Below are 13,438 nucleotides of genomic sequence, written 5' to 3'. Positions count from 1 at the left end.
CCCCGGAGCCGAGAGGGGGGTCCTTGTAGCACCCCCCTCTAGAAATACACACACCAACGAAAGTACCTGAAAATGATTATCCTGTATTCCGGATTTGACGGTCTCGACCTCGCTCTCAAGCTCAACATCTCTGACGAATTCGACACCCTTCTAGCCGAACTGAAAACGGACGCGGCGGAGATTGACGGGCCAGTCGGCGGAGATTGGAAGGGCGTTCCCTTCACCGTTCAGCCAACCGGGGCACGCGGTGGCTACGCCTATCGGCTCGACACAGGGCCGGATGGGGAAATCTGGTTTCTTAAGCGACCGAATAAAAACGACCCATGGGGAGCCCGGCTTTCGGCAAAATCCGCTGCTCTGCTCTGCCACGGACTTCCGGGTTGGCGCGCCCGCGTTGAACGACTGGCTGGTCTGTTCTCAGGCGTCAGTGAACCTGTTGGTGTCAGTATCAGCCGCGTCGATGTCGCCGTTGATATCCTAGACCCGGACTTCGTGCCCGATGACGATTACTTCGTGATGCACTCCCGGACAGGTAAGAAGACCATCGGTGAGCTGATTGAAACCAATGGTGTGTCAGGGCGGGTTACATCCATCACCGTTGGCAAGATGCCAGGGCGGCAAACCATCCTTTACGACAAGCGCGAAGAGGTCATGGCCAAGAGCAAACGAGAATGGCCAGTGATCTGGAACAAAGCCCTCGAACGGCGCGGCCTGCCACACCTTAACATGGCCGATCCATCTGTCTCCCGTGTCTGGCGGATCGAGACACGTGCGGGGAAGGATCACTTAGCGAACCGGTGGCACGTCCGAACGTGGGCTGACCTGTCCCATGTTCTGCCTCTGATGCTGCAAGCCGCGATGGAGGATATTCGATACTGCGCTCCGACTGCTGACAGCAACCGCGCACGATGGCCGACGCATCCGATGTGGGCCGGGGCGTTGACAGAAATGGTTAGCTGCGTCGAACGAAGCATTCCGGTCCTAGAACCAGCTGACTATCGGTTGATTACGCGCGAGGAACGGTGCGCCGTCATCGAAAGGCAGATGCTGGGCCTCGCCGTCAGCTACGCAGTGCTACACGGGAGGCCGAAGTCAGAGTTTGAGGATTTTCTGCGCATGGTTCCGGATCGGCTTCTTTCCATATCGTTACGTCACCCGACTTCGTTGGCTACCCGGATGCAAAGAGCTGCAGACCGGTTCAATGGACTGGGGTAGCAGGGTCAGTTTCGGCCCATACCTGCCGTTGGACAGATGTCCGAGCGCTGCGTTGCAGCTTCGCTGAAGCAGACTTTCAGCGAGACGGTTCTGGGTGGTGTGGCTCGCATTTGCCAAAGGTGCTCAAAGGCATTGTAATCGGTAGCAAGGATTGAGCTCTAATCCTCTTAACGTCGTGAAGGAGTCAATAATGGTGGCTGAGCTTGAAAGCGCACTGTCGAAGACGATGGGAGAACACAGAGTTGCTTTGGATTGGTTCAACGAGAACAAGGGAGAGATCATTACGTGGAGCGCTATCCAGGAGTTCTCTAACAACCAAAGTAGGTTAGTCAATCAAGCGAAAGGCATCTACAAACCTAAGTACTCCGACTATGCCTTAAGCCTCCGCACCATCCAGAACGGGCCCTATCCGGACAAGGATGTCGTGCACCGCCCAGATGGCAGCTGGGCTCTGCACTACTTCCAGGAAAACCAGAACCCGGATCAACGTGACCGCGAAGCCACCAACCGTGGTCTGATGAGGTGTATGAGGGACCAGGTCCCAGTCGGAACCCTTGTGAAACGCAAACCTAAGCCGGGCGTCGCTTACGAGATCCTTGGTCTCGGGTTGGTGACCAACTGGGAGAATGGGTTCTTCACTATCGAGGGCTTCTCGAACGTCGGCGCAGTACATGATGCCGAACAACCGGATGCTACCCGGTTACGTGCGACCCATGGTACAAACAGCGAGACATTCGACGCTGAAAATGATCAGGATTTGCGAGAGAAAACCTTGGCACAGGTTGCTAGACGGAGAGGCCAAGCGGCCTTCAGGGCGGACCTCCTTGAAGCCTATGCCGGCAAGTGTTGCGTAACAGGTTGCGCTCTCACGGACGCACTGGAGGCCGCGCATATCGCCCCCTACCGCGGTGACCATTCGCACCATGTTCAAAATGGGCTGCTTTTACGATCCGACATCCACACGCTCTTCGATTTGGGGTTGCTGGTCATCACAGAAGATTACCGCGTAAAGCTCTCGAATGTCGCCCTTGAAGAAGAGAGCTACGTCAATCTTGAAAGCAAGCAGCTCGTACTACCCGATGATCTCACACACTATCCAAGCCTGGATGCGCTCGGGCGTCACAGAAAATGGGCTGGAGTATAATTTGGCCCATAGGTACCTTTGAAGCCGATCTTACGTTATTGCAACGCGGTCCATTTTTTTGGGACGTTCGCGGCACCTGAAAAAACCTTGCCTACCACCCGTCGCTTGGCAGTATCCTTCGCTGCGACTAGGGTACTGACTTAGTACACGCGATGGATTCAGCCATGGCAAGCGCTCTCGTAAACCACACTTTCTTTGGACTAGCCGTTCTGGTTATGACTCCTCTTGTTTCAAAGGCAGATGTACCAGTAATCTCGCGCGGTCAAACTTTTGAATGTACACCCTCACATGTTTGGGATGGCGGTGGTCCGATCTGGTGTGAAGAAGGGCCACGGCTTCGCCTCGCGGGCATAGCAGCTAGAGAGCTAGATGGTACCTGTTCGCCCGGCCATCCCTGTCCAAGTGCAAGTGCTGAAGACGCCCGTAATGCGCTGGTGGCGTTTCTTGGTGTCCGCACTGGGGTAAGCAGGCAGGGGCATATCATATTGACTGGGCCAACTCTTACGTGTCGGTCTGACGGCTCCGCAGGGGGAAACCGTACGGCTTCATGGTGCGTATCGCCAAGCGCGGGAGACATTAATTGCGCTATGGTAAATGGAGGTTGGGCTGCTCGCTGGGATCGGTATTGGAAGAACCACGACTGTTAGGTAGCGCTGCTACCGGCCCATAGCGACCGTTCGTGAGGCGAACACTCAGCCACTATGCAACGCTCGCAAAACAGACATTCAAGCCCGGTCCTTCGATAAGGAGACCAGAGTTGACCTTTGAGCAAAAGTCTTACTTTTCAAATAGTGCTAAATATCTGTCTTTCCGAAAATCAAAAAGTAATAAGTATCTTTGCTCTGACTTCCGACTCCTTCCTTCGATACCGCTATAAAATTCTCCTAGCAATCTAGTCAACAATTTTTACCTGCATCGCACTATCATAGGTAAGTGTGCCGAGGAATGCCTTAAGGCCAGAGACATCGTCGTCGCTCATGACGATACCATTTAGAGGTGAGGCGGCCCAAAGACGCAATCTTTGGTATAACTCGTTGCGGTCATTCTCTGTCATACTTTCGGGATCGACATATCGTAGCGGATCAACATGCCCACGGATAGCATCTCCAAGATCAAATATGGACCCTGAATGTCCGTATGGGGCCGTTCTGGTTACGTTTAGAAGTGGCGGTGTCCTGATCGCATATCGGTCGGCCTCGCGCAGCGTAACATTGAACCGGCCGTAGTCGACCCCGAATCCATTTCGACCGAAACCTGCTTGCACAAACGGCACGACATAATATTTAAGATCTGAGAAATACGGACCGCTATGGCACGTCGTACAGCCGCCAGATCCATAGAACAAAAGCCCCCCATCTCTCTCTTCATTCGAAAGCTCACCAGAATTATAAACGAAGTCATGCAATCGTGTCTGCCCGACGCGGTAGTTGAACCGAATGAACGATGCGATCGCTTCAGTAACGTCGAGGAACTGGATATCTTCCAGTTCGACCTGTCTCGCAGCAGCAAGATTTGGCCCCATGATTGGGTCATCCCGGATTCGAGCCGTCAACATCTCATAGAGGGCAGTGGCCGTCTCGACATCCTCGGCCTGCAATGACTGGGTCTCCCACCTGTCGATAACCATTTCGCCGATCTCCGCAGGTGGCAGGTGTACGGCAACAACCAAGGGATCGATCGACGGAGCCCGATCTCCAAATTGGCTCAATACAACCCCTGACGAGGCATCCACCTTTCCATCCCAGAAGAAGGTGTCGAACCCGACGCCGCCTCGACCCCAGAACGGCAAGGTGTTGCGGGGAACGATATCACCGCCTTTCATGACACGCTCGAAACCTAAACCTTCGCCCTCCGTCCCGATCGCGTTGACGATCCCATCGGCCGATCCAAAACGATCAACATGACAGGAAGCGCAAGCCGTACCGCGATCAAACGAAAGCAGTCGGCTCTCGAATAGCAACTTTCCAATCTCGACCAGGTCTTCGGGCTGTCCTATGTGCGTCGCATTTGCCGGAAGAAACCCATTCGCGAGGATCGCTTCTCGAAGCACCGCCTCCCGCATGCCCTCAGCTACCGTGGTCAAAGCCGAACTCGACACAAGCCCGATGGCTAGAAGGGCCTCAGTAACGTATCTCATGGATCCTCACTACATCCCGAAGGTCTGTTCCCTTCTCCTCGATTGCGATGAGGGACATTTCACTCAGCTCGTTATCGGTCAGGCCCCAGCGGATCAGTTGCTTGCGCATCAGATCGTAGTCCTGGCAATCGACAAGACCGATCTCTGCGGCTTTCAAGGCGACGGCATTGGCCTCAGAGGGCGACCCGACAAGTTTCTGTTTCGCCAGAAGATGTCCGCGCATTGCATCGTCGCATTCGAAAGTAAGAATTGCGAAGCGTTCCTGGCCTACCCGCATCACTGCGACCTTCCATATCGGCATGGCAATGAATGCCAAAACGAGCCCGATCGCCAAGCCGCCTGTAAAGCTAATTCGCCGTGATACCGAACGCATCGAGGACCTCCGGCGTAATCGTCCCAGTTACCGCCAGACTGAAATCGGACTGAAACCGAGACAGAGCGCTTTTCGATCCATCCCCGATAATGCCGTCGATGGCACCGTTGTAGTAGCCGTAAGCCTGCAAAGCGGCCTGTACCTGCATCGCGATCTTCTGGAAGGATCCCGAGTTACCGGGAAGCACACGCGGGGCAGATGCCGATGGGCTCGGCAGCACGGAAGCTGGCGGAGTGCTCGTCGTGTTTCGGTTCGTTGGCGGCGTGTAGAGAGGTGCCGGTGCCGCGGATCGTGGTGTGATAGCTGGTGCCGCACGGGGCGCAGAGTACCCGCCTCCCGATGAAGACCTGTGGCTCGAATGGGACCCATGGCTGGAATGGGACCGATGCCCTGCTAAGGTATAGGTGTGCTGCTGACGAAACAGCGCGAACAGAGATGTCTTCGCATCGTCCGTGACCATCGGATCTACTGGCAGGGCTGCATGTGCACCTGAACTGGTGAAGCCGGCAGCCAAGAGCGATGGAATGAGATACTTCTTGTTCATTGTGAAACAATCTTCCTGAACCCGCGCTTCTCAGGATACCATTCGAAGAAGCCCGTACATGCCGATCTTATCGCGCAGCCGTCGCATGTCGCCAGAAATTTCTGTTTCCAGTCCGAAATCGATGCGACGCAGTATCGTCGGTAATTGTCGGGGACCGTACAGAGCGGAAAGTTATAGAGCGACGTCGGCAAGCCTCGTCCCAACGAAATATCCAGCGCTAGGGCGATATCATCAAAATTCTTCGAAGTATCACTGAACTCGGCATCCCAGTTCATGCGGGCGTAGCCGATATTCTCAAGCTGCATTATAGCCCAAACTTGTGCAAAGGGCTGATGCAGCGTGACGTGATCGGCCAGTTGTTCCAGATGCCCGATGTTAGATTGCAGCACGACCGTTCTAAGTTCTATTGCCGCTCCAACGCGACCGAGCCGGGCGAGGTTATTCTGGAGAAGGTCGAACGCCCCTATCTTGCCGACAATGCGATCATGTACCTCAGCGTGGGCAGCGTAGATCGGAATACCCCATAGGATCGACGACATGTCGAGGGCGTGTAACGATGCTTCATCCTCCGCGAAGATATGTTGTCCGTTCGTCAGTATGTGGAACCGTAGATCAGGACGTATTCGCTGGGCGTTCGTGAGAAATCCGAACAGACGTTCCTTGTGGAGGAGTGGCTCGCCTCCAGACAGCCCAATAGTTGCTTTCGAGGGGGCCAATCGCACCGCTTCCAAGAACTGATCGAACATGTCGGTATGATACCGCTTGGGCGGTTGCGAACACATGACGCAAAGCTGATCGCACTGCTCCGTGACAAGAAAAGTGTTGTGCGCCGAGGACGCCCGGATAAGTCGGTGGATCGTGCGACGACCGGGGATCGCCAGGACCACGTCGCCATCAAGCGAAGCCGGGTCCTGCGTATGGACACGCAGCGAAAAGCCCCCGACATCGAAGTCAGCGGTTCCGGCCCTTTGCGCGACCAAGACGGCATCCGACGGGTCCCCAGCTTTGGGGCTAAGCACGAGGCGCGCAACGAGAGGCTCGACAATCGGCAGGGGTTCTATTTTGAGTTGAAGCGGTATCATGGGAGGTTCGGCACAAGATGCCTCGAGTATCGAGGGATATCGAGCCATACGGCGATAGATCGATGAACGGCGGGGTCCTCCGAGTAGAGAAGCTCGAACGCAAAATCGAAGAGCCCCAGGTGTGTCTGGCAGTGATCGGTCACATGCCGGGGGATGTCGATGCGACCATAGCGCGCTAGATCGTCGACCGGGTCCAACCCGCAATATGGCCGGTAGGTACAGTGGACGCAGTCAGGATCATCGAAGTTCGACACACCTTGGTTCAGCGCTTCCAGCTTTATTCGATCCAGTCCCTTCGATAGGTTGCCGATCGATAGGTCGATCCGACCAATGCGCGAAACCATCCGTGCCTCATCTGTCGGATAAAATGTCCCATCGAAGTCGATGACGAGATAGTCGGACCCAAACCAGTTCGGGTTTCGCAGATCAACGTGACCATCATGACCACCCTGCAAAATCCGCCGAAGGATATGGCTGAGATAGAATTCCTCGAGAGGCTTCTCTGCGATTAGATTGAACGAGATCAACTCCTCGATGAAGCGTCGGTAGTAGGTCTGCCACGCTGCGAGCGAGCGGTCGAAGCCAAACTTCTTGCGAGCAAACCCTTGGTAGTTGATACGCCTCAGATAGATCGATGTCAGACCCAGTTCTGCAAAGCCATCTATGACATCACGAGGATTCGGCGGATCCATCGGATCGATCGTCGGTAGAGCCGAAACGCGGTCAGCCCCCAATGTCCGCATTGCTCGCTCGAAGTTCGCGCTGAATAGATTGTGGAGCGCCTCGTCCTTCGTACGTTGCTGCCGATGTAACTCCGAAGTTCCGTCGAAGGATGTACTGACATGCGTGTCGTCATCGCTCAGGAACGTCCATGCCGCATCCGAGACGCGTTGCAGGTTCGTGCAGACGACAAATTCGGATGTAGCGAACTTCGTTCGGCAGAAGCTTCGGACCGCCTCGAGATGATCCAGCCGCAGAAGCGGTTCGCCGCCTTGAAACTCGACCTTGATGCTCGTTGTTTCGAGACCGTTCAGGAAGTCCAGAACCTGTCGAAGTTGGTCCTCATCCCAGTCGAACCCCTTCGCGGTTTCTGCCGCACGGGAAACCTGACAATAATCGCACATGAGATTGCAGCGCAGGGTGGGAACGAGAATGATGTAGGACAAAAGCGCATGCGGATTGATCCGCCGTGTCCATCTTGCTGCAAATCCGGAGAAGGACGGGTCGTCAGGTGTGCTTGCGGCATGACCGTGCTCGTGGAGGAACTCCATGTCGGCTGACGTCAGGCCATCACTGATGTAGCGATCCAGAAATGTGTTGTTGGCGGAAAAAAAACCGCCAGCATCATCCGTAAACAACAGTTGATCATCGGCCATATTGCGAAACTGAAGGGGCCAGACTGTCATGAGCCGAAGACGACCTTGAAGAGTGTTGCTCTCTGGTCAGCACCCTCGGCCCGAACCTTGGCACGAAACAAGGCGTAGGAGATCTCCTGACAGATCATATCCCAATGCACTTTATCAGACCCGACACAGATCAAGCATTCGCCGTCATAGTCGATTGTTACTCCGGAAAGCAGGTAGCCAAGCCTTGCCAACGCTTCGTGCACATGAGGTTGAAGATGAGAAGGGACGCGGTAGGTTAAATCCGACCCAATCGGACCGTTGCAAGATGCGTCTTCCATGCCGCCACACCTTTCGCGCCGTGAACTCGCAACCTCGCCCGAACACAAGCTTTCTGACGGCTTACCCAGCATCTTTCAATGGCTGAAACATAGAATCGGCAGATTGCCGATCAGCCGAAAACGATGATCGCGCGCACCATCGCGTGCGTCAATCGGGAACTTCGACGACAGAACGTCCTCTGCGGATATGCTGTCTGGCGGGCTCGGGTACTATGCAAGTATAGCCAAAGGTCTGAACCGCGCCGGGTTTGCCGGAGGCTGATTTGTCTTAGCTACGCGGCCATGTCTACTCTATCCAGAGCCGCATAGAAGTTTGCCTCAGCTTCTGCTGGCGGGATATTTCCAATGGGTTCCAGTAGACTGCGGTCGTTGAACCAATCGACCCATTCGAGGGTCGCGTATTCCACGGCCTCGAAGCTGCGCCAAGGTCCGCGCCGATGAATGACCTCAGCCTTGAACAGCCCGTTGATCGTCTCGGCGAGCGCGTTGTCATACGAGTCCCCGACGCTGCCGACCGAAGGCTCGATGCCCGCTTCTGCGAGGCGATCGGTGTATTTTATAGCAAGATATTGGGACCCCCTGTCGGAATGATGAACGAGACCTGCGCCTTTTGCCGGACGGCGCTGGTGGACGGCCTGCTCCAAGGCATCGAGGACAAATCCGGCATGGGCCGTCCGACTGACGCGCCAGCCGACGATCCGCCGGGCGTAGGCGTCGATCACGAATGCGACGTAGACGAAGCCGGTCCAGGTTGCGACGTAGGTAAAGTCGCTTAGCCAGAGCATGTCCGGGGCCGGTGCGTGGAACTGACGGTTCACGCGATCCAGCGGGCACGGGGCCGCCTTGTCGGGGGTCGTCGTCTTGATCTTCTTCCCCCTGATCACGCCTTCGATCCCCATCTCCTTCATCAGCCGGGCAACGGTGCAGCGGGCAACATCGAAGCCCTCCCGACGCATCTGCCGCCAGACCTTGCGCACGCCGTAGACCCGGAAATTGGCCTCGAACACGCGTTCGATCTCGGGCTTCAGCCCGACATCACGCCTGACACGATCGGACAGGCGCGTTGGATCGGCCCGCTTCGCCAGGTGATCGTGATAGGTGGAGGGGGCGATCGGCAGCACCTTGCAGATCGGCTCGACCCCGTATTCCCCGCGATGATCGTCAATGAAGGCGATCATGTCCTTGACCGGCGGTCGAGCTCCGCCACAGCAAAATACGCGGACGCCTTGCGTAGGATCTCGTTGGCCTGCCGCAGCTCCCGATTCTCGCGCTCCAGCGTCTTCAACTTCTCGGCCATCTCGGTCGGCACGCCACCGCGCCGGCCGCTGTCCACCTCGGCACGCTTCACCCATTCATTCAGCGTCTGAGCCGCGCAGCCGATCTTCGACGAAACCGACAGGATCGCCGACCAGCGGCTCTCATGCTGGCCTTCGTTGCTCAAAACCATCCGTACCGCGCGTTCGCGGACTTCGGGCGAATACTTGTTCGTTGTTTTGCTCATGATGCTCCATCCTACTCAGGTGTTGGAGCCTCCGGCAAACCCGGCGCGGTTCACTGCGCTATCGACCCAAGCCTGTGTCTAGGACTGGAAGCAGACGTTCATCACAAGTGCAGCGAATGTCTCCTTCCCGCCCTTAGTGTCGGTGCTGGCTTTAGGCCAATCCAATTTCGCAGTTGCAGCGAAAGTCTGAAAAGTCTCGCACCTCGGTCGTTCGTTCGTTCGTTCGTTCGTTCGTTCAGAACGCAGCGAAGGTCCGGTGCCCGCCCGAGTTGCAACAGTGCCAATCAATCTAACCAGCGGCAGGCGTTGCTATGCGGCCACACTCGTACTGCTTCCGCACTGCTTCCAAGCCCCTCAGCTCGCGCCGAAGAACACCAACCCGAACGACGCAAAGTGCTGATAATAGTAAGAGAAATGGTGCCCCCACACGGACTCGAACCGCGGACCTACTGATTACAAATCAGTTGCTCTACCAGCTGAGCTATAGGGGCACTCAGCTACCTCCTAGCGCCCTCGGCGCGGGCCAGCAAGAGGACGGCGACCAATCCGATCACAGTAATGACGAGTGCGGCTGGCGCGGCCTGGGACAGGCGCTCCAACGAGGCCTGATCATGCACCCGCGTCGCCAGCGTGTCGAAACCGAATGGCCGCAGCAACAAGGTCGCCGGCAGCTCTTTCATTGCGTCCACGAACACCAGCAACAGCGCCATGGCGATCGACCCGCGCATCAATGGCAGGTGGATGTCGCGCAGCACCGCCCCCGGTCCACGTCCCAGTGACCGCGCGGCCAACGGCAATGACGGGGGGATCCGGCCAAGCGCCGCGTCTGCGGCCCCCTGACCGATGGCAAAGAACCGCACGACATAGGCCAAAACAAGCGCCGCCGTCGTGCCCGTCAACATCAGCCCCGGGTCCCAGCCGGTCAGGGCCAGGATGCTGTCGGCCACGCGATTGTCCAGTGCCGCCATCGGGATCAACACGCCCAGGCCCAGCACCGCCCCCGGCGCGGCATAGCCGACCGTCGTCACGGGCAGCAGGACCTGCGGGATGCGGCGGCCCGTCATGCGCACGCCATAGACCATGACAAGCGCCAGCCCCACCGTCACCACGGCCGCCGTGCCGGCCACGACAACCGTATTGATCAGGGCCTTTGCAAGCCCCGGTGCCAACCAACCATCGGCGGCGACCACCGCATGCCAGCCCATGACCGACACCGGAAAGACAAAACCCAGCAGCACCGGCACCGCGCAGGCCAGCGTCGCGCACCAACCACGCGCGCCCGTCAGTGTGACGCGGGCAACGGGCCGCTGTGCGCGCGGGGCCTGCCAAAACCGGCGGCGGCGGCGGGACGCGCGCTCGATCGTGACCAGACCGGCGATCAGAACCAGGATCACGCAGGCGATCTGTGCCGCGCCACCCGCGTTGCCGCCCGACAGCCAGACCGAAAAGATCCCCGTCGTCAGGGTCTGCACCCCAAAGAAATCGACAACACCGAAATCGTTGACGGCTTCCATCATCACAACCGCCACGCCCGCCGCGATGGCTGGACGGGCCAACGGCAGGCCAACGCGCCAGAACCGGGCCCAGGGGCCTGCCCCGAGCGCGCGCGCGACTTCGAATCCCGCCCCTGATTGCTCGGAAAAGGCGGCGCGGCCCAGAAGGTAGACATAGGGTGTCAACGACAGGCCGATCACCAGGATTGCGGCGGGCAACGATCGGATGTCCGGGAACCAGTAGTCGCGGGCCGAGGTCCAGCCGAACAGGCCGCGCAGACCGGTCTGCACGGGTCCCGCATATTCAAGAAAATCGACCAGCGCATAGGCCCCCACATACGCCGGTATCGCCAGCGGCAGCAGCAAGGCCGAAGCCAGCCAGCGCCGCCCCGGAAAGTCATAGATCGCCACGATCCAGGCCGCCGCCGTGCCCACCACCCCCGCCAGGAGACCGCAGCCCACCATCAGGATCAGCGTCGTGGTCAGATAGCGTGGCAGGGTCGTGGCCATCAGGTGCGGCCAGATGTTCTCGGACGGATTGGCGGCCAGCCAGAACACCGACAGGATCGGAACAAGGACCAGCGCGGCGATGGCCATCGCCGCCAACGACCAGATGTCGAGGCGGGGCCAGCGGCGGCGGCGCGCAAATCCTTGAGCGTTTTCGTCGGACATATCCCCGGCGGCCTAGTCCATTGCCGTTTGCCTGTCCAGCGGGGCGCAGGTAACGTCGCCCCAAAGCAGACAATCGCATGAGGCCAGCCCCTTGGACATCGCCCTTCACCTCGGTGCCCATTGCACCGACGAGGATCGCCTGCAAAAGGCGCTGCTGGCCGACGCGCAGATGATGACCGCCAAGGGCGTCGCCGTGCCGCCTCCGGCGCAGGCGCGACCAGCGATCAACAAGGCGTTGCAGGCGGGCAAGGGCTCTATTCTGCCGGGGGGCCCGACCCGCCTGGCCGAAGACTTGCTGGGCGGCGCATTGGCGCAGCGGATTGTACTGAGCAACGAAGGCTTCCTCGGAGCCTATGCCAAGATCGTGCAGGACAACACCATGTATGGGCTTGCGGGCGAAAAGGCGGCGGCGCTGCGCGACCTCTTTGCGGGCCACAAGGTGGAGTTCTTTTTGGGCATCCGCAATCCGGCGACCTTTGTGCCCGCCCTCTTTCGCGCCTCAACGGTCGAGGATTTCGGTGCCTTCCTCGGCGGTCAGGACATGGGGCAGATGCTGTGGTCCCCGGTGATCGACCGTATCCGCGCGGCCTGTCCGGATGTGCCCCTGACGATCTGGTGCAACGAGGATCTGCCGCTGATCTGGCCCGCGATCCTGCGTGCCGTCACCGACGTGAAAGAGGCACATCACGCTGACACGATGATCCTGCGCGAGGTGATGACCGAGGCCGGCTTCCGCCGGTTGGAAACCTATCTGCACGACAATCCCACACCGACGCTGGCCACCTGGCGCAAGGTCGTGACCGCTTTCCTGGGCAAATACGCCGACGAATCGAAGCTCGACGAAGAGATCGCCCTGCCCGGCTGGTCGCAGGCGTTGATCGCCGCGATGACCGACCTTTACGAACGGGACCTGTCGCAGCTCCGCGCGCGTGATGACGTCCGGTTCCTGGCCCCCTGAGGGCCGATGGCCCGCCGCGACCGGCGGGCCTTGGCGCGTCAGGACATGCCCAACGCTTCCTTGTACATGTCGAGGATCGCTTCTTCCTCGGCGATGTCATCCGCCTCGCGTTTGCGCAGGGCGATGATCTTTCGCATGATCTTGGTGTCGTAGCCACGGCCTTTGGCCTCGGCCATGACTTCCTTGACCTGTTCGGCGATGTCTTTCTTTTCCTGCTCCAAACGCTCTACACGTTCGATGAACTGGCGCAGTTCATCGGCCGTGACGCGGTAGGTGTCGGCTGGGCCGTCTTCGACCACTTTCAGCTCCGCCATGCCCTGTCTCCTGTCTCTGTTGCTCTTGCGTCCTCAGAGCACCTTGGGTAGCGCCCGGCAGGGACGGGTGCAACGTTGGAAGGACGCGATATGACCGCATTGGTATGGATCGGCGCAGCCTTGGCCGCCGCGGGATTGGCGGGGCTGGTCTATTGCATCGTCATCGCCGCCCGCGCCAAACGCGAGGGGCTGGAGGGGGCCGCGATGGAGGCGCGACTGCGCAAGCTTGTCGCGTTGAACCTGGGCGCGCTGGCCGTGTCGGGCCTGGGATTGATGATGGTGGTTCTGGGCGTTTTCCTCGCCTGAGACGGCGCAGGCGGG

13 protein-coding genes, 1 tRNA gene and 1 other annotated feature are annotated in these 13,438 nt (G+C 58.5%); of the genes, 4 read left to right on the top strand and 10 right to left on the bottom strand.

The annotated features are described in order from the left end of the window. Positions 1 to 72: 72 nt before the first annotated feature. Positions 73 to 1,215 (top strand): hypothetical protein, encoded by a 1,143-nt coding sequence (locus K3551_RS08445; protein WP_259919167.1) that lies wholly within the window; start codon positions 73 to 75, stop codon positions 1,213 to 1,215. 190 nt (positions 1,216 to 1,405) lie between these two features. Then, the gene (locus K3551_RS08440) at positions 1,406 to 2,359 is read left to right on the top strand and encodes an HNH endonuclease (RefSeq protein ID WP_259919165.1); all 954 of its coding nucleotides are present in this window, start codon (positions 1,406 to 1,408) and stop codon (positions 2,357 to 2,359) included. 892 nt (positions 2,360 to 3,251) lie between these two features. On the opposite strand, the gene K3551_RS08435 is transcribed toward K3551_RS08440, so the two are convergent. The 9 genes from K3551_RS08435 to K3551_RS08395 all read right to left on the bottom strand — a co-directional run bounded on the left by K3551_RS08435 (position 3,252) and on the right by K3551_RS08395 (position 11,845). Further along, positions 3,252 to 4,496: a His-Xaa-Ser system-associated MauG-like protein gene (locus K3551_RS08435; protein WP_259919164.1), complete on the bottom strand. Its 1,245-nt coding sequence runs from the start codon at positions 4,494 to 4,496 to the stop codon at positions 3,252 to 3,254. Beyond that, positions 4,480 to 4,869 carry a TIGR03982 family His-Xaa-Ser system protein gene (locus tag K3551_RS08430; protein WP_259919162.1) on the bottom strand — a complete coding sequence of 130 codons (390 nt, stop codon included), beginning with the start codon at positions 4,867 to 4,869 and terminating at the stop codon, positions 4,480 to 4,482. Before K3551_RS08430 ends, K3551_RS08435 begins: the two co-directional genes overlap by 17 nt. Continuing rightward, a complete protein-coding gene (gene hxsA, locus K3551_RS08425) occupies positions 4,844 to 5,413 on the bottom strand; it encodes a His-Xaa-Ser repeat protein HxsA (RefSeq protein WP_259919160.1) in 570 nt (189 codons plus the stop codon). The genes K3551_RS08430 and hxsA overlap by 26 nt, the downstream gene beginning before the upstream one ends. Further along, positions 5,410 to 6,495 (bottom strand): His-Xaa-Ser system radical SAM maturase HxsC, encoded by a 1,086-nt coding sequence (hxsC, locus tag K3551_RS08420; RefSeq protein WP_259919158.1) that lies wholly within the window; start codon positions 6,493 to 6,495, stop codon positions 5,410 to 5,412. Before hxsC ends, hxsA begins: the two co-directional genes overlap by 4 nt. Then, the gene (hxsB, locus tag K3551_RS08415) at positions 6,492 to 7,901 is read right to left on the bottom strand and encodes a His-Xaa-Ser system radical SAM maturase HxsB (RefSeq protein WP_259919157.1); all 1,410 of its coding nucleotides are present in this window, start codon (positions 7,899 to 7,901) and stop codon (positions 6,492 to 6,494) included. Before hxsB ends, hxsC begins: the two co-directional genes overlap by 4 nt. Beyond that, complete coding sequence (locus tag K3551_RS08410; protein ID WP_259919156.1) at positions 7,898 to 8,179, bottom strand: hypothetical protein; 282 nt, start codon at positions 8,177 to 8,179, stop codon at positions 7,898 to 7,900. Before K3551_RS08410 ends, hxsB begins: the two co-directional genes overlap by 4 nt. Positions 8,180 to 8,451: 272 nt before the next feature. Then, positions 8,452 to 9,680, bottom strand: a protein-coding gene (locus K3551_RS08405) for an IS3 family transposase (protein ID WP_259919154.1) whose coding sequence is annotated in 2 segments (ribosomal slippage) — positions 8,452 to 9,392 and positions 9,392 to 9,680 — 1,230 coding nt in all. Because the reading frame shifts where the segments join, the coding sequence is not laid out codon by codon here. Beyond that, positions 9,283 to 9,399 (bottom strand) — a sequence feature (AL1L pseudoknot). It overlaps the preceding gene by 117 nt. 415 nt (positions 9,681 to 10,095) lie before the next feature. After that, positions 10,096 to 10,171, bottom strand: a tRNA-Thr gene (locus K3551_RS08400). A gap of 6 nt (positions 10,172 to 10,177) precedes the next feature. Then, the gene (locus K3551_RS08395; RefSeq protein ID WP_259919152.1) at positions 10,178 to 11,845 is read right to left on the bottom strand and encodes an iron ABC transporter permease; all 1,668 of its coding nucleotides are present in this window, start codon (positions 11,843 to 11,845) and stop codon (positions 10,178 to 10,180) included. Between the two features lie 91 nt (positions 11,846 to 11,936). Here K3551_RS08395 and K3551_RS08390 point away from each other — a divergent pair, with 91 nt between their 5' ends. After that, positions 11,937 to 12,803, top strand: coding sequence for a hypothetical protein (locus K3551_RS08390; protein ID WP_259919151.1), 867 nt, complete (start codon positions 11,937 to 11,939; stop codon positions 12,801 to 12,803). A gap of 38 nt (positions 12,804 to 12,841) precedes the next feature. Here K3551_RS08390 and K3551_RS08385 read toward each other — a convergent pair whose 3' ends face one another. Then, positions 12,842 to 13,117, bottom strand: a complete 276-nt coding sequence (locus K3551_RS08385; protein WP_259919149.1) for a DUF2312 domain-containing protein — start codon at positions 13,115 to 13,117, stop codon at positions 12,842 to 12,844. A gap of 90 nt (positions 13,118 to 13,207) precedes the next feature. On the opposite strand from K3551_RS08385, the gene K3551_RS08380 reads away from it, so the two are divergent. Beyond that, positions 13,208 to 13,423, top strand: coding sequence for a hypothetical protein (locus K3551_RS08380; RefSeq protein ID WP_259919148.1), 216 nt, complete (start codon positions 13,208 to 13,210; stop codon positions 13,421 to 13,423). Positions 13,424 to 13,438: the final 15 nt, after the last annotated feature.

This window comes from Jannaschia sp. M317 (genome assembly GCF_025141175.1).
GTDB lineage: Bacteria > Pseudomonadota > Alphaproteobacteria > Rhodobacterales > Rhodobacteraceae > Jannaschia.
Note: the sequence above shows the minus strand (reverse complement) of the source record. Positions and strands in the feature narration are given on the sequence as shown.